We start from the raw sequence: 23,734 nt of genomic DNA on the forward strand, positions 1-23,734 counted from the left end.
ACAGCCGTTTGCGCATGAAGGGTTGTTCCGGGCCTGGATAGCTCCACCTAAGTAACAGTCCTACATTACGTTATGGTCATCTTTGGGCGAGTCGGGAAAAGTCTTCCGCTCAAAAAAGTCACGTAAGTGTCACGGGGACAATATTAGTTACTTTTTTCACAAAATATCTCAATCTATGACAAACCGGTGACAAACTACACTATAGTAGTTGTATTTTCCCACCGAAGTTAAGACAAAAGGAATGGACTTAGATAAGATATGAAGACAGAATTCGGCATCCTCGGAACTTCAATCTGGCAACAGAACATGTCGCTCCTGGAGCGGTTGACCATAAACCGTGACGAGCGTGAGAGAATTCTACCTGAGTTGAAAACTCATCTGGGTGTGGATGAGTTGATATTCCTTTCGACCTGTAACCGCGTCGAGTTTATTTATGCTACCTCCTCAGAGGCCGGTTCCAGCCGGATTCTCCACAAGTTGATCGACTACTTCTGCTGCAACGGCAACAAGCTGAATTTCTTCCCCAACGATTTCTACCACTACTCAGGTCGCGAAGCCATCACGCATCTGTTCCGCACCGTGTCTTCGCTTGAGTCTTTGGTTGTTGGTGAGACCCAGATAACCGGTCAGTTCAAACAGGCGTTCCAGGATGCCACCGAGTCCGGAATCGCCGGTTCGTCGTTGGATGCTCTGGCTCGCCAGGCTCTGGTCGTGGCCAAGCAGGTCAAGCGCGACACATCGATTGGCGTCGGTGCCGTGTCGATGGCCTCGTTGGCCTCAACGCAGTTGGAGCCTATCCTGAACAAGAAGTCCGTTCCGGTGATCGCGCTGGTCGGTTCCGGCGAGATGACCTCCAAAGTAGCCCGGTACATCCAGGAGATGGGCGAGGCCGAATTGTTGTTTGTAAACCGTACTCTGGCCAAAGCTGAGCAGTTGGCCGAGCAGTTCGGTGGCCGCGCGGTGTCACTTGCAGACTTCCAGCGGCAGCCTGAGCCGGTCGCTGCTATCGTTTCAGCAACCGCCGCTATCGAGCCGGTCTTTGACGGTGACTTCCTGAACCGCCTAAAGACGAACGATCAGCCGATAATTTGTGTCGACCTGGCTATCCCACGTGACTTTGCCGACGTTTTCGGTCACTCCGACAACGTGACGCTGGTCGACATCCACGCCCTTAAGTCGCACGTTCAGGGTAATCTTCGTCAGAAGTTTGTCGAAGCGGGCAAAGCTGATGAAATCGTGCGCGCCGCGGTCAACAAGTTCATGTCCGACCGTATCGAAGTGTCACTCAAGCCGATTTTTCATGATAGTTATCAGGCGTCCATTGAACTGGCTCGTGAAGCCATCGATGATTTGTTCGCCAACCGCAAGAGCAGTCTGCCGGCCGAGGAAAAGGAGCGCGTCATGCGCCTGGTCACTCGTCTGGTGGGACACTCAGCATTTCAGCCGGCGCGTTTGCTGGCCGATCGCCTCGCTCAGTCCCGCACTGAGTTGAATCTGAGCGACGCGCCTGTCATGCGTAAGGCCGCAGTGTGACCCCCACAAAACTGATCATAGGTTCCCGCGGTTCCGATCTGGCTTTGTATCAAGCCAACTTTATCCGTGACACATTGGTGCGTGATCGTAGCTGTGAGGTCGAAATCAAGATTATCAAGACCACCGGCGACAAGATCGACTACGTGTCGTTCGACAAAATGGAGGGGAAAGGATTCTTCACCAAAGAACTCGAAGAAGCGCTGACGGCCAAAGAGATCGATCTGGCTGTGCACTCATTGAAGGATTTGATGACCTCACAACCGGAGGGATTGAAACTCGGCGCCGTTGGCTATCGTGCCGACCGCCGGGAGATGCTTCTGATAAACAAAGCATCAGTGTCGGGTGAAAACGTCATCCCGGTCAAAGAGGGCGGCCTGATCGGTACCAGTTCCAACCGACGCAAGTGCCAGATTGCGCACCTCAACCCTAACGTGATTATGAAGGACCTGCGCGGCAATGTCCCGACTCGAATTAGGAAATTGCGTGAGGCGATGTACGACGCTATCATAATCGCCGCTGCCGGGGTTACCCGGTTGGAGTTGGACGTTTCCGACCTCGAAGTTGTCCTGCTGGATGCCGACCGATTTTTGCCGGCGCCGGCACAGGGGATCTTGGGGATTCAGATTCGTTCCGGTGATGACAGGGTCGAACAGGTAGTCTCGAAATTGGGCTCAGATCGGGATGCTGTTGCTGCCTCACTGGAACGCGGTCTGCTCGCACGATTCGATTCCGGCTGCTCTTTGCCGCTGGGTGTAGACTCCGATATGTCAGGTTCAGAGATGCGCCTGACGGCTGTTTTGGGTGTGGGCGAGGCCGATAGTTGGTCCGGTCTCAAACGGGTCGAGATTGTCGGTACCGACGTTGATCGAATCGTCGACGATGCATTCGATGCACTGAACAGTGGGGAGTAGCCATGCGGTTGGGCGTTACGCGTGCTGTCGAGCAGTTGTCAGTACTTTCATCACGCGCATCTATTCAGGGGATTGAGATAGTCGCGTTGCCGATGACCCATCACCAGCCATTGCCGTTTGAATGGCCTGCCGGTGTCTCTCCCAACCAAGTCGACTGGCTATTCTTCACGAGCGCCAACGGCGTGCGAGGTTTCTTTGAACAGCTTGATGGTTCACCCTTCGACTCCGCTCAGGGTGAGGTTGGGGGAGCTCAGGGTGAGGTGGCTGGTGCCCGACCCAAGATCGCCGCGGTTGGTGACAAAACAACTCAGGCGCTGAAAGGGGCCGGGTGGACTGTCAGCTTTCAACCGACCGTGGCGAACGGTGAAGCGCTGTTTCGCGAGTTCGTTGGCTCGCATGTGGATGCCAAAGGAATGGTTTTTTATGCACGCGCCAAACGGGTGAATTTCGATCCTGATGAGTTGTTCGCAAAAACCGGGTTCGACTACTACCCGATTATCTGCTACGAGACTAAAACCGCCGAGGTAAACCAACAGGTCGTTGCCATGCTTGAGGACAAAGATTATATTCTGTTCACTGCGCCATCGGCGGTGCGCGCATATGACGAGAAGTTTGGTCCGCCGAAAGCGATGCTTATTGCGATTGGACCGACTACAGCATCGGCTATGACCAACTGTGGATGGACAAAGTTCATGACTATGAAACAGCCCGATGTCGATCGGGTGCTGGAGTATCTGTGATGGAACCGACAAATCGTCCCCGCCGACTGAGGCGTACCAAACTCATTCGGGAGTTGGTCGGTCAGACAACGGTTGCCACCGAGCGTCTGATCCAGCCGTACTTTGTTACCGACGGCGTGGGTGTAAAAGTTGAGATCGGCGGTATGCCGGGGATATATCGTGAATCGGTTGACTCCCTGATGGAGTCTATCGAGAGTGACTACAAGCTCGGCCTCGACAAAGTGATGCTTTTCGGTGTGACCGACCGTAAAGATGCCAAAGCGTCGAGCGCTGCCGATGACAAGAACCCGGTGGTGGCGGCCGTCAAAAAACTCAAAGACAAGTTCGGTGACGACCTGTTCGTCTCCGCCGACGTTTGCCTCTGCGCCTATACCGACACAGGGCATTGCGGTGTTACCATCGACGGTGAAATCGACAACGACTCCTCCCTGCCGATTCTGGCCAAGATGGCCCTGGTGCTGGCCCAGGCCGGGTGCGATTGTGTGGCGCCTTCGGACATGATGGATGGACGTGTCGGCGCTATTCGCGAAACGCTCGAAGCCCACGATCTGGCCAACACGATCATAATGGCCTACACGGCCAAGTATGCATCGTCCTATTACGGACCTTTCCGCGAGGCGGCCGGTTCGGCTCCGGGCAAGGGCGACCGTAAGGGATACCAGATGGACTTCCGCAATCGGACCGAAGCGTTGCGTGAATTGATGCTCGATGAAGAAGAAGGAGCCGACATCGTAATGGTCAAACCGGCGCTGGCCTACCTGGACATAATCGCAGACTTTCAGCGCAATACCGAGCTGCCGGTGGCGGCCTACAACGTGTCCGGCGAATATGCCACGGTAAAACTGATGGTTCAAGCCGGACAAGCGGATGAAAAATCGCTCGTATTTGAAAACCTCACCGCCATCACGCGGGCCGGGGCGTCAATCATTCTAACATATCACCTGAGGGACATACTAAAAAATGAATGGCGGCAACCCTAACACCGACAAGTCTCAGCGTTTACTCAAGCTGGCCGAAGAAGTAACCCCCGGTGGCGTACACTCACCGGTTCGCGCCTTTGGCGCGGTCGGCGGATGTCCACGCTTCATCGAGCGCGGCGAAGGACCCTACCTGTTCGACGTCGACGGCAACAAGTACCTCGACTTCTGTTGTTCCTGGGGTCCCTTGATCCTCGGACATGCCGACTCCGATGTCGTCGCAGCCGTCAAGGAACAGGTGGATCGCGGCATGACCTTCGGCGCCTCCACCGAGCTTGAGTACAAGCTGGCTCAGTTTATCGTAAGTCGTATCGAGGTTGTAGACAAGATTCGCTTTGTGTCTTCCGGGACCGAAGCTGTCATGTCGGCGATCAGACTGGCCCGTGGTTTCACCAAGCGCGACCTGATTCTTAAATTCGAAGGTTGCTACCACGGCCATTCCGACCATCTGCTGGTCAAAGCCGGCTCGGGGTTGGTGACATTCGGCCAGACAGCGTCGGCGGGCGTACCCGATGACATCACCAAAAACACCGTGGTATTACCCTTGGACGACGAAGAGGCGTTGCAGAAGTTCTTCGCCGAATATGGCGACAAACTGGCCGCCGTTATCATCGAAGGTGTCCCGGCCAACAACGGACTGCTGATTCAACGTCACGACTACATGCGCCTGTTGCGCACCCTCACCGAACAACACGGCGTTGTGTTGATTCTGGACGAAGTGATAACCGGATTTCGCATCGGCTTCGGTGGCGCCACCGAGTATTATGGTATCCGTCCCGACCTGGTAACCTATGGCAAGATCATCGGCGGCGGCATGCCGGTCGGCGCTTTTGGGGGAAGGGCGGATATAATGGACCATGTCGCGCCACTGGGCGCCGTCTATCAGGCGGGTACGTTATCCGGTAATCCGGTGGCCATGACAGCCGGTCTGGCTACGCTTGAAAAACTCGCCGCCGACAATATTTACGCTGAGATGGAGAACCGCAACCGACGGTTCGTCTCAGAGATTACGACGCGCCTGGCTTCGAGCAGTGTGAACATCGCCGGAGTGGCGTCGATTTTCTGGATACTCTTCCAGCGTGATATTCCGCGTTCGGCAGCTGCAATCGACTCCGACGGCATCGCGCACTACAACCGGATGCACACGCGCATGCTAAACGCCGGCATCTACCTGCCGCCTTCAGGATACGAGGTCTGTTTCCTATCGACGGTGCACACCGATGAAGTTCTGAACGAAGCGGCCGAGACAATCGCCCGTATAATCGGCGAGGAGGCACACCAATGGGCATAAGCGACAGCTTGTTCATAAAAGCGTGCTACGGCCGGAACGATGGTGTTATTCCGCTGTGGATCATGCGTCAGGCCGGGAGGTTTCTGCCTGAGTATCGGGCCGTGCGGGAGAAAGCGACCTTTGTCGAAATGTGCCGATCACCTGAGTTGATTGCCGAAGTGGTTCGGCAACCAATCGCACGGTTTGGTTTCGATGCTGCAATTCTGTTTTCGGATATTCTCACAATGTTGACGCCCATGGGGCTGCCGTTTGAGTTTCCCGAAGGCGGTCCGCGCGTGTCGAATCCCATTCGCACGCCGGAAGACGTTGATCGGCTGGTCGATGTAAACGCGGAGAAGGACCTCGATTTTGTCCTTGAAGGTATCCGTGAAATAAAGAAGATCCTACCCGACACGCCGTTGATCGGATTTGCCGGGTCGCCGTTCACGCTGGCTTGTTATATGATCGAAGGTATGGGTTCCAAAAGTTTTGATAAGCCGCGACGGTTCCTGCACGAGTTCCCGGAAGCTGGTGATCGATTGATTAGCTTCCTGGCCGACAACGTAGGTCGCTACCTCAAGGCGCAAATTGCGGCCGGTGCGGAAACAGTGCAACTGTTCGACAGTTGGGGGGGGATGCTCTCGCGCGAGGCGTATCGACGCTGGTCAGCCTCTCCGGCCCAGCGCATATTTGAGACCGCCAAGACCGAAGGTGTACCGCGTATATTCTTCGTGAACAACGTTACGCCATATTTGGACTTGGTGAGTGACATCGATTGCGAGGTGGTCGGGGTGGACTTTCGCGCCGATCTGGCCCATTGTGCTGCTTCGTTACCGGGTAAATCAGTTCAGGGTAATCTGGACCCATCGGTGTTGTTCGGCACTCGCGAGCAGGTAGTGACACAGACAAAGCGCATTCTGAATAGCCTTGACGACCACAGCCGGTTGATTTTTAATCTCGGCCATGGCATTCAGCCACAGACGCCGCTTCAATCGGTCGAAGCCGTTGTGGAGACCGTCCACAGTTACAGAGGTTGATGATGAATAGCGATTCTACCGCCACCACCATACCCATAGACCTCCTGCGCAAATACGACCGACCGGGCCCGCGTTATACCAGCTATCCGACGGCGCCGATCTGGAGTGAGGATGTCGGTGGCGATCGTTATGCCGAGGCGCTCAAAAAGGCGTCGGCAGTTGCGGACGTACCATTGTCGCTCTATTGTCACATCCCCTTTTGCCGGAAACGATGTTTCTATTGCGGTTGCAACACCTGTATCGTCAAAGGGGACACTTCAGTCGATGCCTACACCGAGGAATTGTGCAAGGAGATCGTGTGGACGGCTGAGCGGCTGCAACCGCGCCGGAAGGTTCGGCAGCTGCATTTTGGCGGCGGTACGCCGACCTATGTCGGTGTAGAGCGTCTGGGACAGATTCTCGATTGCATGGAACAGTCGTTTGAATTCGATGAAACGTGTGAACGGTCGATGGAGATTGATCCGCGACTGACCACGCCTGAGCAACTTGAGTTTTTGGCCCAACGTGGTTTCAATCGCATCTCGCTTGGTGTGCAGGATTTCGATCCCGATGTCCAGGTGTCGATAGGCAGGATACAGCCGCATGAGCAAGTGACGACCGTTCTCGGGCATTGTCGTCGGTTGGGATTCAAAGGGATCAACTTTGACCTCATCTACGGCCTGCCGTTGCAGACGGTGGGTAGTTTCTCAAGGACGCTTGAACGGGTGATTGAACTGCGCCCGGACCGGCTGGCCGTATACTCGTTTGCCTTCCTGCCGACGGTAAAAGCGCACCAGTCGAAAATCGATCAGGGTGATCTGCCCACCACCGAAGTGAAGTACCAGTTGTTCGCCAAGGCTATCGAGATGTTCACCGGTGCCGGTTATAAACAGATCGGCATGGATCATTTCGCATTGCCCGATGATGAACTGTCGCTGGCCCAGGCCGACGGAAGGTTGTATCGAAATTTCATGGGTTATTCGATTCAGGCGGCGCCGGAAATGATCGGCATCGGCATGTCGTCGATCGGATACGTGGACGATGGGTTCTTTCAGAATGTGTCCAAGCTAAAAGAGTATGGCCGACGCATCGATGACTCGAACTGTGCCGTGTATCGGGGGATGAAACTCTCCGACGACGATTTGATTCGCCAGTATCTTATCACGTCCCTCATGTGCAATTTCCGACTCGACATTGCTCCGTTTGAAGAGCGCTTTGGAATCAGGTACAACGACTATTTTTCCGAAGAGCGAACGCGCCTGAGCGGTTTTGTCGAGGATGCTCTGCTTGAGGTATCCTCCGACCGGTTGGTTGTGACTCAGGTTGGTCGCGCTTTTGTGCGCAATATTGCCATGACCTTCGATGCCTACCTGAAAGGGGATGCGCCGGGCAAGAAGGCGACCTATTCGAGAACCATTTAGATGGTCCAACAATCGGACAAACCCTGCGTTATTCTGCTGAGCATGGGAGGGCCTGAGACAACCGCTGATGTCCGTGAGTTTCTCTATAATATCTTTTGCGATCGTAGTCTGATTCGATTACCCGGCGGGAGATTCTTCCAACGTTCGTTTGCCAGGTTGATTTCATCACTGCGTTGCTCAAAAGTCCAACGCCACTACGACAGCATAGGTGGCGGGTCGCCGCTATTAATGTGGACGACCAAACAGGCCGCACAGATTGAACGACTGCTGAACCGTAAAGTGCCCGGTGTTCGTTGTCTTGTCGGCATGCGCTATTTTCATCCGCTGATAGAGGACACCCTGGCTGCAGCTCTCGAAGCTGGGTCCCGCAGGTTCATATTCCTGCCGATGTATCCACAGTTCAGCCGTGCCACAACCGGCTCATCGTTTCAAGTTGTTCGCCGGATTACCGAAGGCCGGGAGGTCGAATGTATATTCATCGATGACTTCCACGACGACCCCGGATACACACGGCTATTGAAAGAGCATATAGATGTGCATATATCCGCCGATGAAACGCTGCTCTTTTCGGCGCACAGTTTGCCGCAGAGATTCGTGGATGAAGGCGATCCCTATGTTCAGCAGGTACGGATCAGCGCCGGTTTGGCGGCAGGCGACCGCGAGTACGCTCTTTCATACCAGAGCCGGACCGGGCCGGTCAAATGGGTGGGGCCGGATACGATTGTCGAGGCAAGACGACTGTTGAGTGATCCCCGGAAGAAGCTGTTTGTTGTGCCGTTGAGCTTTGTCTGCGACCATATCGAGACATTGTATGAGATCGACATCGACCTAAGACAGCAACTCGGTGCTGATGGATCGCGGATTCGCAGGATGCCGATGCTCAATGGTAACCCCGGGTTTTCTGAAGTGCTGGCCGACATTGTTACGCGAAAGGGAGGACTGCATGGCCTCGGTTGACGTTGTAATCGTGGGCGGAGGTATCTCCGGACTTGCGGCGCTGCACTTTGTGCGGCAGTTGAAACCGAAGTTGAGTGTCAAACTGTTTGAGGCCGACTCACGACTGGGTGGAACCATTGGCACCGACCACGAAGACGGCTACAGTTTCGATTGGGGTCCCAATGGATTCCTGGATCGCGAACCGCTGACTCTGCGCTTCTGTGAGGAGTTGGGCTTGAACGATCAGTTGGAACGAGCCGGCGCCAATGTCAGCAACCGTTTTATCCTGCGCAAAGGAAAACTGCGCGCCGTTCCCATGTCTCCACCCGCTTTTGTGACATCCGATATCCTGGCCTTGTCCGGTAAGCTGCGAGTGATGATGGAACCTTTCGCGCGTGGACCGCGGGAAGATGATGAATCCATCTACGACTTCGTCCGCCGTCGAATCGGACGGCAAGCGGCCGACTATCTCGTGCAGCCGATGGTGTCGGGTATCTATGGTGGATTGGCCGAACGCTTGTCGCTTGCGTCCTGCTTTCCCATTATGAAGCAGATGGAGGACGAATACGGATCGCTGTTCAAGGCGATGATTGCAAAGTCAAAACAGGCCAAAGCTAAAGGCAAAAAGTCCGGCGGCCCCAGCGGTCCGGGTGGATGGTTGACCTCGTTCCGTGGTGGTTTGTTCAAACTCGTAGAGCGCAGTGAGCAACTCTACGCGGATGTCATCACGACCGGCAACGGTGTCGCTACTATTGCCGGTACTTCAGATGGCTATCAAGTAGTTCTTGAAGATAGCGCAGCACTGACGGCTCGGCAGGTCATTCTGGCCGTGCCGTCGTACCAGGCTGCTGCAATCGTCACCGATCTGAATCAGCCGTTGGCAACGGCACTGCAAAAGATTCCCTACGCACCAATCTCGGTCGTCTGTCAGGGTTTCCGTGAAACGGATGTGCATCGCAAGCTGGACGGTTTCGGTTTTTTGGTCCCGGCGCTGGAGCGCCGTCGGATTCTCGGCTCCATCTGGACATCTTCCATATTCACGGAGAGGGCGCCTGAGGGTCACGTGCAACTTCGCACGATGGTTGGCGGTGACGGTGATCATGAATCGATGCAGCTATCCGACGATGAGTTGGTTGGATGTGTCAACAAGGACCTGGATTCTATTCTGGGTCTATCCGGCGAGGCGGCCAAACTGAAACTATACCGCTGGCAACACGGCATCCCTCAGTTCAAAATCGGGCACGGCAAGATCATGACCGAGATCGAAACACAACTCAAGTCGCAGCCCGGCTTGCATCTCAGCGGCAACGCCTATTACGGCATCGGCCTCAACGACTGCGTTAAACAGTCCTATAGGGTAGTTGCATCGATTTAGCACGTTTACACTACAGTTTGTTCTTATCCTTTGCCTTTCCTCCGTCTATGCATGCAATAGTCATGCGAGTCTCGTTAAACGGCAACTTCTGGGAATTGTGCGCGAGGAGCTTCATCATGACCCAAACTCACGAGGTAAGGACGGGCGATACGTTAGGCAAAATAGCGGCCAGGTATTACGGTAAGGCGTCGCTCTACAAAAAGTTGGCCGCCTACAACAATATCGAGAATGTCAATGTCATACGGGTGGGGATGAAGCTCAAGATTCCCAGCGAGACTGTCCTGGTGAAAGGTAAACCCGTCCCAACACCAGATGCGCCGCCTGACCATCGTGATCATGGTATTGTCTGTCCCACCGGCCTCAATCAGATCATCAAGACTTTCGGCGATGTCCGCAAGCACGTTGGCGCCGACGGCAAACCGCTGGCGTCGTGGGAGGCTGCCCACATGGTGCGGGCGCAGCTTCCTTTTACGATCCCGTTATCGTGGGCGCCCAGCCAGGTAGTCAAACGGCTGTATTGTCACAGGAAGCTGAAGGACCTGTTCAGAACTGTCTTCAATGAGATTGTCGAAGAAAAGCTCAAATCCAAAGTCGTCTCGTATGGCGGCTGCTTTGAGTACCGCCTGAAACGTGGCACTCATGAGCTTTCCACTCATAGTTGGGGGATAGCTATCGACCTGAACGTGAAGACTAACCAGGTGGGCACGAAGGGCGATATGGCCCCGGGCATCGTGGCGGTATTCAAGCGGCATGGTTTCAACTGGGGAGGTGACTGGTCGGGGCGGCGATGCGACCCGATGCATTTTCAGTTCTGCGATGGGTATTGACGGGTAGCAAAGCGGTCCTGCAAAACCGGAGTGAATCGGATTGACCGCAGATGGAAGTTCCACCGGTCCTTGTGGAGAGACCTGATGACAACATTATCGGAAAGAACGAACATCATTAAGCAATTGAAGTACGCCCTGAGTATTGTGGCAATGTTGGCCGTGGCTTCGTGTGGCAAAAACCATAGCAACCCGGTCAATCGCACTTTCGATTCCATCCTTGATCTATATGATGAATACAGAGTTGTTCATTTAGGTGAACGGCACTGGAATATGACCGATTACGATTTCCGAATATCCCTGATTAATTATCCCCGCTTTGCTGAGGTGGTAGACGATATCGTGATTGAAAGCGGAAACTATCTGTATCAGCATGTTCTGGACGAGTTCATTGTGGAACTCAAGGACCCACCCAAGTCCGAGCTGCAGAAGGTCTGGCGCAACACGGTGGTAACAACCGGTGTTTGGGACGCTACCATCTACAAAGAGTTCATTTATGCGGTGAGAGCGGTTAATGAGGGCCTGTCTCCGGACCAGAGGATCAGGCTGATTGCAGCCGAACCTCCAATAGAGTGGAGCAAGGTTCACACTGTCGATGAGTTTCAGGCATACTTCTGTCAACGCAGCACTCATACCCCTGCGATTATAAAAACAGAAGTCATCGACAAGGGTCGGAAAGCCTTCGTTGTTTATGGCGGAGCGCATTTCTACAAGTCGGGCGGGACAATGGCCGGCTGCGCCAAGAACATAAGGGCAAATCTCGAAGAGATGACCGGCATTCAGGTGTTCAACATCGAGCCGGTAAGCGGCGATGAGACTTATCCCTGGAATTTCAATGACGTGATACCTTCCGACAGCGTTCCACTATTTCTTAATCTCACGAAGACGGACGCCTCCGCTTATATGACGGCGCCACTTTCTGCAAACATCTTCGGCGAACAAGAGGTACTGTACGACGGAGTTCTTTATCTGGGACCAGGTCCGGACTTAGAGGCCGACTACGACCCCGAGGCTGCGAACGATTCAGTTTACCAGACGGAATTCGAACGTCGTCGTGCGATAGAGTCTCAAAGATGGTGACTTGGTTACCTGATTGAGCAAATCATGAGAAGCGGTTGTATATGAAGACGCGGTCAGTAACAAATAATCGGGGTGAGAGGATTTGAACCTCCGACGTCTTGCTCCCAAAGCAAGTGCGCTAACCAGACTGCGCCACACCCCGAATCAGGCCAGACATAATAGCCCCAACCCCCACACCTGTCAAGACGATATTGCCGCGCTCGCAACGGGCTGGGTGGCACCCTCAAACTCGGTTTGGGGGTGACTCTTGAGATTATCCGTCCCAAACAAGGTTTGAGACGGCCACCCGCCGATTTTCTTGTAGGGCAGGACCGCTTCTGGTCCTGCCGATTTGGCGGGTTCACGCCGCGGCGCGCAGGCGAAGACGGACCCGCCCTACTCGTTACCTTATTCAGTAAGCTCGTGGTGTCGGTCGACCTCGCCCGACACCAGTCTGCCGACGTGCCAGCCGTCAGGCGAGTCACCCGACGGCACCTGCAATCTAAGGCCCACCACAAACAGTTTTGAAAATTCCCGTCCGATCCGTAAATTCCACTCCAATGAAAAAGCAAAACCTGATCGGACAAACGATCACACAGATGGAAAAGCTCATGACCGACATGGGCGAACGATCCTACCGCGGACGACAATTGTTTACCTGGCTCTATAGTGTCAGGCAGTACGATTTCGACCTAATGACCGACCTGTCGAAAGAGTGTCGCAAGAGGCTTGCTGAAAAATATGAGTTTACGGTTCCGTCAGTTGCTCATGAGGATGTCTCAACCGATGGCACCCGCAAGTTTCTGTTCGATCTCAATGACGGTGAGCAGATCGAAACTGTTCTCATCCCTGATCCGGAAGCGGACCGGTGTACAGTGTGCGTCTCATCGCAAGTTGGCTGCGCGCTCGGTTGTCGTTTTTGCGCAACCGCTACGCTGGGCTTCACGCGCAATCTGAGCGTGGGGGAGATACTGGGTCAGTTGATTCGACTGCGGGATAAGTTCGGCGAGGATGCTTTCACCAACGTCGTTTTTATGGGCATGGGTGAACCGATGATGAACCTGGATAACGTACTCGCCGCTGTCGGCATACTGTCTGCCGACGCCGGCATGTCTCATGCAGCCAAGAAGGTCACGATCTCTACCGCCGGTGTCATTCCGGCGATTCGCAAACTGGCCGACAGTGGAAGCAAAGCCAGGTTGGCCGTATCACTGAATGCCGCCACCCAGGAGAAGCGGGTACAGATTATGCCGGTGAGTCGCAAGTATCCGCTCGATGAACTCATGAAAACCCTGGAATACTACACGACCAAAACAGGGGCCAGAGTAACTTTTGAGTACGCCCTGTTTGCTGGATTCAACGATACCAAAGAGGATATCAAAGCGATCAGTCGCGTGGTGCGAGGAATTCCTTGCAAAATCAACCTGTTGGCGTATAATCGTGTTAACAATCTGCCGTTTGAACGACCGTCTGACGAAAAACTGGATTGGTTTGCACGGCAGTTATATCCCAAAGTGCCGGCCGTAACGGTGCGCAGGAGTCGAGGTGATGATATTGCCGCCGCCTGTGGCCAGTTGGCAGGTCGGGCAAAGAAGGCAGGAGAATCCAGATGATCAAGCCCGTTCAGTTTCTGATGGTAGCAGTTTTGACTCTCACCATATCCGCCTGTGCTCAGGCTCCCACGTCTGGAGTGATCGTCGGCAAAATAGAACGCGACCTCCGGTGGGGTGATCGCAGAGCCAACTTCGATGTGACCAACAGCACCGAAGACCTGAAGTTTCTGACCGTAGAAGCCGAGATCGAGTTTACCGGCGGGGGGCTCAATCCACACCGCCGGACGATAGCTCATGTCATTCTCCCGCCGGGTGCCACCGAAACTGTGTCGGCACGCCTATACATACCCGGAAACTACGGAACGGCCAATGGGCAAATCAGGATTCACGACGTGGTTGACACTCTTGATATTATCCTGCCCAGTCAGAAATGTTTCGAAGACAATTTCATGATCACTTTTCATCCGCCGGAAAGCATTCAGCCCTATCTGGAGGTTGAACTCACTTTGCCGCCGCGCGTGGACGAACATCCCGACTTCGATAACCAACTGGCTCGTTTGATGCTCGTTCTCCTCAACGAAGGCAAATCGCTTGACGAGATCGCCGCCATGACCGCGGCCGATACCGCCTTTGTGAAGACGATGTACGAGGCGATGCAGTCCGACGGGTACGTTAAGTGGGAGGAGGACAGGTCGGTGTTGCAGTTTCCACTTATCACGGTGGACGAAGCGGAGCAGGCCAAGCAGATGGCCGAAAAGGTCTCCGATAGCCTGGTGGCAACCGTGCGTGGCAATCTGGCCAACTACCAGCGGGTGATTGATAGCCTGATTACCACCGGATCATTGTCGGCCGACAGCAATTCCTTCCTGGACGGCGGTACCATCCTGCACCATCCTTACCCGGTAATAGCCGGGCTACTCTTGTGGTGGGACCTGGGCCAGAGTTTTATCACTCGCTCGGCGCCACTTCTGATCTATGACGGTACCGACGAGTGCAACGCACATATCCCCGCCTACATGTACGCTGTTCAGGGGGGAGCATATTTCAACGGCACCAATTTCTATGCTCTGATGAGTAACAAAAGTCGCTTCGGCATCTCTTTCGGTGATAGTCTTCCCGTTCTCGAATGTGAGGAAAACTTTATCAGAGTTGGTCAGCAGAAGAGACCTGCTCGGTTCACATTTTCGAGTGAGTCTCGCCAGGAGACATTTACAATCGATACCGTTTTGGTTCGGCCGGCCTTGAACGCGCTGAAGGGGGAGGTCGACAGTTTGTTGGTGGATACCTATTTCCAGTTGAGAGACCTGGCCACCAGTTTTGGTCATGCCAAAGCATCTTACGGCATGCGCTACTGGTTTTGGAACCTGACCGCGAGTCGTACGCAGGTTAAACTGGTGCAGCAAGCAGTACTTAAGCGTCGCGGTAATGGTCAGTTCAAGTTCACACCCCACCGAGGTCGAGGACTCAGAGGTAAGAAAGGATGAGATCGTTACCCACGGTTTTGGCTGCAATGATGGCTGGTCTGGTATTGCTGATCGGATGTGCCGAGGAGCCGCCTGCCCGCAACCACATTCCGATCCTCAAGGAACGACTCTTCAAACTGCAGGAAGCAGTGAAAGTGCAGAACCGAGCGGCTATCGACTCTCTGCTCTCCGTGCAAATCCTGGATGTCGATCAGGACTCCGACTCGTTGCTTAAGTTCACCTATGGCACCGACGGCAGTTTTGCGTTTCGCCAGTTTGCAACCGGGGGGATCGTCTACACCAACGAGACAGCGCGCATTGAATGCTACACTATGGACAGCACCCAGACAAGAGATAGACCCCTGATCCTGACCTATGTCTTTGAACACGACCAATGGTTGCTTAAGCGCTTCGAACCGGGTGAGGTTGAAGCCGATAGTTCCGACGCCATCTAAGTCATGTCCGGAGTCGGCATCGTTTTGCAGGCCGATCTGTTCGACGCATTCCATGTCATAAACACGGTCAGATTTGTCGTCTTTTCGCTTGACACGCCGGTGTCTGTTTCATATACTGGCCATAGTTACGACATCATTGTACGACATCAGTAAACTAGGTTCGCAAAGAGTCGGTGACTCCGAAGGCAGTATTTGGGTTCACTCCGTGATATGCCTGGGATCACTTGATTGGCAGAGGGTTGACGGACGTCTGGGCACTGGTGGTTCTTAAAACTACATCTTCTGTTTCTTACATCAGCGTGATGAATAGTCGGTAAGCCAAACGCAAACCGTACGCCATCGTCCACTAACGGTACAAAACCCAGCCGTGGTGACCCTTCAGTCATGTCCTAAGCCGTAGCCCTAGCTGGCAGAGTGTGAACGAATCAGAGGCACCGATTCAGGCGCAGGTAGGATCAGGGAATGCCATTTGATAGCGAACATTCGCGCCGTACAGATTTGCCACTGAGCTTTCTCTGTGCGGGTAGTTCGGCGCTGCTGATTGCGGTGTCTCATCTGTATCCCGAATTCTGGTTCGTTTCCCTGATTGCTCTCATCCCCTTCTTGTGGCGTGCGGTCAGTGTGGGGCTTCTCGAATCGATCCTCCTGGGCGTACTGCTGGCTGCATCTTACTGTTTTGTCTCATTTAGGTTGGACTCGTGGGCAACTCTCGGCGCCTTCCTGTTCGCGCTCGGTGGTTTGGTCGTCCTGTTTGCTCTCTACGGGACCGTTGTTAACAGAATAGGTAAGTATATTGGCATCAACGTCATCTTCATATCAGCCGTGTGGCTGCCGATCGAATATGCACTGAGCCACTACACCGGTTTGGGTAGCCTCCTGGCAATGTCGGCCCCCGAGAGCGGCTTACTGTTCAGAATCGGCTCTCTATTTGGGATGCTGATGATCTCGTTTGCTATTGTTATTGTCAATTCGATCATCCTGATCATCATTAGACATATCGCTGATGCGTCACTTTCGCGCGGCATACTTCCCTCATCGGATGCTGAACGTTCTTTAGTTTCTTTCAAGGAGATCATACTTGAAAGGCGCTACTGCATTTTTCCCGCTCCTCGTGCGCCACCGTTATCGAGAAATGTAACGTGACTATTTAATGGCGCGGATACCCTATATGTTTTCGGAGTGGGATGAGTCAATAGATCTTCCCCGTAAAACGCAGTATCGGTCAAAGGACCGACTCGGCAGTCGTGAGCGATAGGCCACCCCGCCAGCATGGTCATTGAGTCACACTCGCCCAACGCGAGTAAGGCTTGCCGATAACTTGAATCCGTAGGAGAATACAATGAAGTTTAGAATAGCAATGGTTGTTGCAATTGCACTGGCCTTCTCTTTGGTTGCTGCCCCGGCTTCTGTGCAAGCACAACCAACGAGAGTCACCGACTGTGTCGGGCCTATCCCGCCTGGTTTTACTTACATAATCACTCCAGGCTTTTGGACCAGGAATGGTGTGGTCATCGGTGTAACTTTTCCCGCCGGTGGCAGCATTCCGCCACCCCCTAACCCGAAATGCCATTCCATCGTATTGCCGAATCCACCCAATGATTTTCATTACAATGGTGACGTGCTTATTTGTCCTCTCGGCAACATCACAGTCATCTCGGCTTCATACCAATGGAACATAGGTTTCCTTCCCAACCCTCCGATAATTGTTGGCGACACCCTCCTTGCCGACTCCATTGATTTGGACTTGAACTATGACTACACCGGTGGCGGGGATGACCCGTATATGATGATCTCAAAGAATGGCGCTCCGGTGTACGAGGGGCTGCTATCAGGCGCCGACCTTGAGGCACTCCAACTGGATACCGTTGGGTATCGTGAACTCACCGAGATAGAACAGGTCCCAAGCCTTACCAATTGGGGTATGCTGGTCCTGATGGTATTGTTGGTGATCTCCGGTGTTTATGTTATCTACTACCGGCGGCGTGGTATCGCGCGACCGTAGGTGGTCTTATTGATTATTGGTTTTCCGGAAGGGTCTTGAAACTAACGACCCTCGATGATGCCCAAAGCGGTGGTCTGTTCCCACGCTCCAATCGGGACCGAAGTGCAGATCACCGCTGGCATCGTTGTCCTGTTGCCTGACTTTCTCCTGGACGCCTGGTTATGGTGTCGCACTACGTCACTGGTTGGCCCGACCCTTCGGGCTGTCGGATGGTATGATTGCGCTGCCCGGGCCTAGTGCCCTTCCCAACTCATGAAATTCTTATACTGGGCCGAGGCAAGAAATGACGACGGGTCTTTCGCGAACGAAAGCATATTGTCGACCAGATAAATGTGGTTCTTCTCCTCGTCGGCGATCTTCTCAAGCAAGCGTCGGCGTTCACCGTCCGTTTCATTGGCGGCCGCTTCACGGTACATGGCTTCTGATTTTTCCTCGATAACAAGAGCCGCCTCCCAAAGGGCGCGGACGGTGTCACCACCGAGTGACTCGATCCCATCATCTACCATCTGCTGAAAGACCGACCGGACCACGGCAGGTGTTTCAGAACTTTCGCCCAGACTGGTCGCAGCATCGGATAGATTCCCTTGTGCCATATCCCGAAAAATCCGAAAGTGCTTTTGCTCCTCCTCAGCCAGAGTGAGCAGCACTTTCTTCAGGGCCGGAATCTCAGTTGCTGCGGCACCTCTTTCGTAGAAGGCCTGACCGTCGAGTTCCATCTGCATGGCTGTTTTGATTATGTCCATCACGCCTCCTCATACGGGCCGTCAAGAATGGCCGAGGCGAGGTTCTCGGCTGAGAAACTTTTCTCCATGGCGGCATCGGTAAACACGCCGTCTTTGCGAACCAGCTTGTCATCAAAGTAAATCTCACCACCGCCATAGTCGGCCCGTTGGATTAACACCAGGTCCCAGTGGATTGACGACTGGTTGCCGTTGGGAGCTTCATCGTAACATTGGCCGGGGGTCAGATGAATCGAGCCGGCTATCTTCTCATCGAACAGCGTGTCCTTCATGGGGTGAAGAATAAACGGATTGACGCCTATTGCAAACTCGCCGACATACCGGCTACCCTCGTCGGTGTCGAGAATCTTATTCAGTTTCTTGTCGTCACCCGAACAGGTGGCTTTGACGATCTTGCCGTTTTCGAAAGTGAATGAGATGTCGTTGTAGACCACTCCCTGGTACAACGATGGCGTGTTGTAAGTGATGGTGCCGTTGATCGAATCACGCACCGGCGCGGTGTAGACTTCACCATCCGGGATATTCCGCTCACCGTCACACTTTTCAAAGGGAATGCCTTTGATGGAGAAACTCAAGTCTGTTCCGGGACCCTTTAGCTGCACCTTGTCGGTGGCATCCATGAGGGCAGCCAACCTGTCCTGGGCTTTCGACATGGCAGCGTAGTCGGCGCAGCAAACTTCGAAATAGAAATCCTCGAACTTCTCCTGGGATGTTTCGGCCAGTTGGGCCATAGCGTTGTTCGGATATCGAAGCACCACCCACCGAGTACGCTTGACACGTTCTTCCAGATGAACCGGCTTGTAGAACAACTTGTTGTTCTTATCCATCTGCGCTTGATCGATATCAGCAAGGTCAAAAGGATTGTTGGACCCGCGCAGACCGATATAGGCGTCGGCCCGAGTCATCAACTCCATGTGCAGCTCGGCCTGCTTCTTGAATTGATCGTCAGACGCTCTGCCGACCCATTGACGGATCAGCGACTCATCGTTGTAATACCAAAACGGCACGGCTCCAAGCTCCGTAGCCAGGCGGATGATCTGCTTGCCCAGCTCTATCGTCTCGATTCCCTTGATTTCCAAATACAGTACTTCACCCGGCTTGATTTTGACCGAGTATTCGAGCAATTGGCGGGCGAGTATTTCGTTACGTCTGTCTTTCATGGCAGTGAATCCTCTTGGTAAAAATGTTACGATTTCGATGATACTACAAATCGGCAGCCGAAGCAAGAAGAGGTCGACGCTTGAACTATCTGTCTGAGCCGTCAATCGGCTGAACAATCTCAGGCAATCGCTGTTACAGATTATTATGAGCATCAAGAACGCCAAAGTCGGTACCTCAGGGTTTAGTTACAAAGACTGGTTGGGGAACTTCTATCCCCAGTTTTGCCCGCCGGCTGACTTTCTCAGATTCTACTCCTCCGTGTTTACAACTGTGGAGATCGACGCGACTTTCTATCGGATTCCCAAACCGGAAACTGTCGAGCGTTGGGCCGGCCAGGTGCGAGATGGGTTTATCTTTGCGGCCAAATTCCCACGGACCGTGACTCATGAAGGCAAACCGGCCGAGCGGCTGAAGACCGCCATTGCTTTCACGGAGGTGATGCGCGGGCTGGGCGACCGTTTGGGACCGCTACTTCTGCAGTACCCCTACAGTTTCAAACCGACCGAGTTTGAAAACCTCCGCCAACTTTTGGCAGGACTACCGGCCGACTTGCGGATTGCTCTGGAACTGCGCAACAAAGCCTGGCTGAAGGAAGCTGAGTTGTTCGATCTTTTGCAGGAATATAATATTGCCTTCACCCTGATCGACCATCCCTGGATGCCCAGGCAGGAGATTGCAACCGCTGACTTTCATTATATACGTTTCCTCGGTGATCGTAAGCAGATCACCGATGATTTCAGCCACGTCCGGATCAACAGGGAAGAGGACCTGGCCTGGTGGCGGCAGGTGATCGCCAAACTGGCCACCGATGGGCAGACTCTATACGCCTTTTTCAACAACCATTATTCCGGACATTCCCCCAGCACGGCCAGGCGGATGCTCGAACTGCTGGACGAGTAGTCTGACCCTATAAGCGACGGAGAAAGGTCCGCTCGGGGCAGGTCGGGACGCGGGTATCAGCCATGGTCAGTGGTATCGGAAATGTCCTACTCTCAGGAATTGCGAGTGACAACAGGGAGGGCGGCATTTCCTGTCTCAGTCGGGTTTGAGATTGCCGCGTCGCCTCCGCCAAAGGCGGAGCCTCCTCTCAATGACTCACGAAGGGGTAGCCCAAATACACCCCCTGCGCAAACCATTAAGCCATCGATACAGGCTGGCCAATGCAGGTAAAATAGGCCTGCGCACAGTCTGAGCAGTTTATGGTTGGGAGGCAGTAAAGCCCGGTCAACGCCTCATAGCGCATTAAGTTTCCCTCAAAACATCCGATAGCTGGCTTAAGGGGTCAATAATGGTCCCAGTCCATTTTTGACCATAGGTGGGGATCAAAAGGAGGCAAGGCTAAACACGCGGCTCTTGCTGCGCCACGAGAACAGCTTAAGAGACAGCGAATTACGATTCGGACGATGACAAGGCAACACAACATATTTTACGTGAAGGATGCGTAACATGGATACACAGGTCCTGGAAAAAACCGATAACGCTTTTGGTGAACAGACGGGTGAGCTCTTGCAACTCGTGTCGTTCAACATCGGTTCAGAGGAGTTCGGGGTCGATATCCTGAAGGTACAGGAGATCAACCGGATGGTCGAGATCACCCGTGTCCCGCAGGCGCCTCACTACGTCGAAGGTGTCATTAACCTGCGCGGCAAGGTGATTCCAATTGTCGACCTGCGAAAGCGGTTCAATCTGGAAGTCAAAGAGTACGACAAGAACACCCGGATCGTCGTTGTCGACATCAGCGGTAACATCATGGGTATGGTCGTCGACTCGGTCTCAGAAGTGCTCAGGTTGCCGTCCAACACCATCGAGCCGCCGCCGGAAATAGTGGCCAGCATCAATTCTGAGTACATCAAAGGTGTCGCAAAACTCGAAGACAGACTATTGATTTTCCTTGATCTGTCGAAAGTAATCGATGTAAGCGAGATGTCGGGTATTACAGCTTAGATTCCTAATTACTTCGTTAGCGAATCACGACTGGGACCGGCGAGCCACCGCCGGTCCTTTTTTTTGTTAGGGTCAGACTCGATATCCTGGAATCAGTCGTCCTTCTGAACTCCGTCACCGGTCATGGGGACGAATCGAACCGGAATAATGTTGGACTCCCTGATTTCATCACCGAACTTTTCGATCAACACTAATTCCTGCCAGAACTCCCCGACCGGGACTACCATCCGACCGCTGTCGGCCAGTTGCTCGATCAGTGGGGCAGGTACTTTTGGTGGAGCACAGGTCACGATGATCCTGTCGAACGGTGCATGCTCCACCCATCCGGCATAGCCGTCGCCGCACTTTACCGTGACGTTGTCGTAGCCCAGCGAATCCAACAGTTTCGCCGAACGTGCAGCCAGCGGTTTGACGATTTCGATTGTAAAGACCCTGGTGGCCAACTCGGACAGCACGGCTGCCTGGTATCCCGACCCGGTACCTATTTCGAGCACTTTTTCATCGCCGTCCAGTTTCAACAACTCGGTCATCAGCGCCACAATGTATGGTTGCGAGATGGTCTGGTCCTCACCGATCGGCAGGGGATGGTCGGCATAGGCATGCGAGCGGAACTCTCCGGGCACGAAAAGATGGCGCTCAACTTTGTGTAGCGCCTCCAGTAGGCGTTGATCCGATACACCGCGGCTGCTGATTTGGTTTTTAACCATGGCCCGACGCTCCTGGGCCAGGTTGTCGCGGGACTTCGGTTGTTCCGATTGGCAGGCTCCTCCAAGGGTCAACAATGCCGCTACCAGTAATAGCATTCGCAGTCGATTGGCTGTAAACATACTCTTGTTCCTGACACTACCGGGTTGGCGATAAATCGCCATCTTGCACCTCGCGCATTGTGTCCATATCAGGTTTTAGGTGCTGTTGGGCGACCCCGCCCGACACGTACTGTCCGATCCACTGGCAGTCAGGCCAGTCGCCTGATCGCACTCACACTTACACATCTCATTATTGGTAGACTGACCTACAAAAGTCAAACCCGTTGTTATTTCATTCTACCAATTTACACAACTTAGTTTACACTACCAACTACGACACAAGTTTGACTAATAATCATACGGATCATATCTTGAGCATGAAACAAGAATTAACAGGACACTACATGCAGCCGAATCGGATTCAGTTTCTATATACGAACATAGGACGAGGACACCCGTTCTATCTCGACGGTATCATCGAAGCCCTGATTCGTAAAGGGCAAATCGGACTGGTGCGCGGCGAGACCGATGTGTTTGCAATCTCCGGCGGGATTACAAAGACGGCCTGGCAACTAGTGCGCTTGATGTACCGCCTCGGTTCTTCAGGCGGTCTGACCGGACATCTCTATAACCGTCTTCGGAGCGATGCCGACTATAATCGTCCGGGTATGGTACAACGAATCTTGTCACGATCTGTGATTCGGGAGTTTAACCGGCGGACAGACCCGATAGTCGTGGCGCATCCGATTCTGACGGCGGCGCTGCGCGGAAGATCAGAAGTCATCTACCAGCACGGAGAGTTAGCTGCGCCGAGTGAGTCGTTGGTGCATGGGGCCACGAAAGTACTGGTTCCGACCGAGGAAACGGCAGGCCGATTCGTAGAGATCGGTTACACACCCGAGAGTGTCTTGGTAACCGGCCTGTGCATCGAACCACCCCTGGTGCGGCAGGCCGGGGATGCCTTCGAGACTCGACTTGACCGCCTGGGGCAGACAGACTCCAGAACCGGAGCGTTCTTTTCGTCGGGGGCAGAGCCGACCGAACATGTGAAGAGACTGTCGTTGGCTGCTATGTCGGTCGCGCATGCTGGAGGTCGCGTCATTGTTTTTGTGCAGCGCCATGGTCGCCTTCAGAGAGATAGTACTGAGCAGCTTGACAAACATGGTCTGCGCTACACTATTCTCAATGAGCACGATCCGGTAGTGTCGGATTCAGATGCTGTTACACTCATCACCTTTGCTACGCGGCGTGAACTTGCTCACCGTACCGCCCAGTTGTTCCCGGAGTTTGACTTCATGGTCGCACCGGCCCATGAGCGCAGCAACTGGGCGCTCGGTTTGGGTTTGCCGATGTTCATTGTTGGCCCGCAGATTGGTTCCTACGCCCCGCACAACAGTTGCCGCCTGCTCGACGAGAAGGTAGCGGTTTTAATCAACACTGAGGATCATGCGAGAAACCTTGAGCGCCTGGTGGTCGGGTCTGGTAGTGCAGAGCGATTGTCGGCCATGGCCCGGGCTGGATGGGGGAGACATGCAATCAACGGTTTTGAAGTTATTGCAGACTATCTGCACGACGAATATGCGGCACATCAATAATGAACGGTAGGGT

General features: G+C 53.8%; 22 protein-coding genes and 1 tRNA gene. 19 read left to right on the forward strand and 4 right to left on the reverse strand.

All coding sequences use genetic code 11. From position 1 onward, the window contains the following. Positions 1-258: 258 nt before the first annotated feature. From hemA to OEV49_14245, 11 genes are all read left to right on the forward strand, one after another. A complete protein-coding gene (gene hemA / locus OEV49_14195) occupies positions 259-1,533 on the forward strand; it encodes a glutamyl-tRNA reductase (GenBank protein ID MDH3892225.1) in 1,275 nt (424 codons plus the stop codon). Further along, positions 1,530-2,444, forward strand: a complete 915-nt coding sequence (gene hemC / locus OEV49_14200) for a hydroxymethylbilane synthase (protein MDH3892226.1) — start codon at positions 1,530-1,532, stop codon at positions 2,442-2,444. Before hemA ends, hemC begins: the two co-directional genes overlap by 4 nt. A gap of 2 nt (positions 2,445-2,446) precedes the next feature. Further along, positions 2,447-3,184: a uroporphyrinogen-III synthase gene (locus tag OEV49_14205; GenBank protein ID MDH3892227.1), complete on the forward strand. Its 738-nt coding sequence runs from the start codon at positions 2,447-2,449 to the stop codon at positions 3,182-3,184. Further along, positions 3,184-4,164, forward strand: a complete 981-nt coding sequence (gene hemB / locus OEV49_14210; GenBank protein ID MDH3892228.1) for a porphobilinogen synthase — start codon at positions 3,184-3,186, stop codon at positions 4,162-4,164. The genes OEV49_14205 and hemB overlap by 1 nt, the downstream gene beginning before the upstream one ends. Beyond that, positions 4,145-5,452, forward strand: coding sequence for a glutamate-1-semialdehyde 2,1-aminomutase (gene hemL, locus OEV49_14215; GenBank protein MDH3892229.1), 1,308 nt, complete (start codon positions 4,145-4,147; stop codon positions 5,450-5,452). The genes hemB and hemL overlap by 20 nt, the downstream gene beginning before the upstream one ends. Beyond that, the gene (hemE, locus tag OEV49_14220) at positions 5,443-6,468 is read left to right on the forward strand and encodes a uroporphyrinogen decarboxylase (protein MDH3892230.1); all 1,026 of its coding nucleotides are present in this window, start codon (positions 5,443-5,445) and stop codon (positions 6,466-6,468) included. Before hemL ends, hemE begins: the two co-directional genes overlap by 10 nt. Continuing rightward, positions 6,468-7,868, forward strand: coding sequence for an oxygen-independent coproporphyrinogen III oxidase (gene hemN, locus OEV49_14225; protein MDH3892231.1), 1,401 nt, complete (start codon positions 6,468-6,470; stop codon positions 7,866-7,868). Before hemE ends, hemN begins: the two co-directional genes overlap by 1 nt. After that, positions 7,869-8,825: a ferrochelatase gene (hemH, locus tag OEV49_14230; GenBank protein ID MDH3892232.1), complete on the forward strand. Its 957-nt coding sequence runs from the start codon at positions 7,869-7,871 to the stop codon at positions 8,823-8,825. Continuing rightward, the gene (hemG, locus tag OEV49_14235; protein MDH3892233.1) at positions 8,812-10,179 is read left to right on the forward strand and encodes a protoporphyrinogen oxidase; all 1,368 of its coding nucleotides are present in this window, start codon (positions 8,812-8,814) and stop codon (positions 10,177-10,179) included. Before hemH ends, hemG begins: the two co-directional genes overlap by 14 nt. Before the next feature lie 116 nt (positions 10,180-10,295). Continuing rightward, positions 10,296-11,006 carry a M15 family metallopeptidase gene (locus OEV49_14240; GenBank protein MDH3892234.1) on the forward strand — a complete coding sequence of 237 codons (711 nt, stop codon included), beginning with the start codon at positions 10,296-10,298 and terminating at the stop codon, positions 11,004-11,006. Between the two features lie 84 nt (positions 11,007-11,090). Continuing rightward, positions 11,091-12,083, forward strand: a complete 993-nt coding sequence (locus OEV49_14245) for a hypothetical protein (protein MDH3892235.1) — start codon at positions 11,091-11,093, stop codon at positions 12,081-12,083. Between the two features lie 67 nt (positions 12,084-12,150). On the opposite strand, the gene OEV49_14250 is transcribed toward OEV49_14245, so the two are convergent. Next, positions 12,151-12,225: transfer RNA gene (locus tag OEV49_14250), tRNA-Pro, on the reverse strand. Between the two features lie 397 nt (positions 12,226-12,622). Between OEV49_14250 and rlmN the strand changes: the two genes are divergently transcribed. The 5 genes from rlmN (at position 12,623) to OEV49_14275 (ending at position 17,535) form a co-directional block, all read left to right on the forward strand. Further along, positions 12,623-13,675, forward strand: coding sequence for a 23S rRNA (adenine(2503)-C(2))-methyltransferase RlmN (rlmN, locus tag OEV49_14255; GenBank protein MDH3892236.1), 1,053 nt, complete (start codon positions 12,623-12,625; stop codon positions 13,673-13,675). Further along, positions 13,672-15,099, forward strand: a complete 1,428-nt coding sequence (locus tag OEV49_14260; protein MDH3892237.1) for a hypothetical protein — start codon at positions 13,672-13,674, stop codon at positions 15,097-15,099. The genes rlmN and OEV49_14260 overlap by 4 nt, the downstream gene beginning before the upstream one ends. Beyond that, positions 15,096-15,533, forward strand: a complete 438-nt coding sequence (locus OEV49_14265; GenBank protein ID MDH3892238.1) for a hypothetical protein — start codon at positions 15,096-15,098, stop codon at positions 15,531-15,533. Before OEV49_14260 ends, OEV49_14265 begins: the two co-directional genes overlap by 4 nt. A 462-nt stretch (positions 15,534-15,995) precedes the next feature. Then, the gene (locus OEV49_14270) at positions 15,996-16,676 is read left to right on the forward strand and encodes a hypothetical protein (protein ID MDH3892239.1); all 681 of its coding nucleotides are present in this window, start codon (positions 15,996-15,998) and stop codon (positions 16,674-16,676) included. Positions 16,677-16,872: 196 nt separating this feature from the next. Beyond that, the gene (locus tag OEV49_14275; GenBank protein ID MDH3892240.1) at positions 16,873-17,535 is read left to right on the forward strand and encodes a hypothetical protein; all 663 of its coding nucleotides are present in this window, start codon (positions 16,873-16,875) and stop codon (positions 17,533-17,535) included. Between the two features lie 233 nt (positions 17,536-17,768). Here the strand turns inward: OEV49_14275 and OEV49_14280 are convergent, their stop codons facing one another. Beyond that, the gene (locus OEV49_14280; protein MDH3892241.1) at positions 17,769-18,278 is read right to left on the reverse strand and encodes a ferritin family protein; all 510 of its coding nucleotides are present in this window, start codon (positions 18,276-18,278) and stop codon (positions 17,769-17,771) included. Continuing rightward, a complete protein-coding gene (locus tag OEV49_14285) occupies positions 18,278-19,435 on the reverse strand; it encodes an aminopeptidase (GenBank protein MDH3892242.1) in 1,158 nt (385 codons plus the stop codon). The genes OEV49_14280 and OEV49_14285 overlap by 1 nt, the downstream gene beginning before the upstream one ends. Positions 19,436-19,580: 145 nt before the next feature. Here OEV49_14285 and OEV49_14290 point away from each other — a divergent pair, with 145 nt between their 5' ends. Then, positions 19,581-20,336, forward strand: coding sequence for a DUF72 domain-containing protein (locus OEV49_14290; GenBank protein ID MDH3892243.1), 756 nt, complete (start codon positions 19,581-19,583; stop codon positions 20,334-20,336). Positions 20,337-20,882: 546 nt separating this feature from the next. Next, positions 20,883-21,380 carry a chemotaxis protein CheW gene (locus OEV49_14295; protein ID MDH3892244.1) on the forward strand — a complete coding sequence of 166 codons (498 nt, stop codon included), beginning with the start codon at positions 20,883-20,885 and terminating at the stop codon, positions 21,378-21,380. Between the two features lie 92 nt (positions 21,381-21,472). Here OEV49_14295 and OEV49_14300 read toward each other — a convergent pair whose 3' ends face one another. Further along, on the reverse strand, positions 21,473-22,207 hold the full coding sequence (locus OEV49_14300) for a protein-L-isoaspartate(D-aspartate) O-methyltransferase (GenBank protein MDH3892245.1): 735 nt from the start codon (positions 22,205-22,207) through the stop codon (positions 21,473-21,475). Positions 22,208-22,503: 296 nt separating this feature from the next. Here OEV49_14300 and OEV49_14305 point away from each other — a divergent pair, with 296 nt between their 5' ends. After that, complete coding sequence (locus OEV49_14305) at positions 22,504-23,721, forward strand: hypothetical protein (GenBank protein MDH3892246.1); 1,218 nt, start codon at positions 22,504-22,506, stop codon at positions 23,719-23,721. Positions 23,722-23,734 lie beyond the last annotated feature (13 nt).

The organism is Candidatus Zixiibacteriota bacterium (assembly GCA_029860345.1).
In the GTDB taxonomy this organism is placed as follows: domain Bacteria; phylum Zixibacteria; class MSB-5A5; order GN15; family FEB-12; genus JAJRTA01.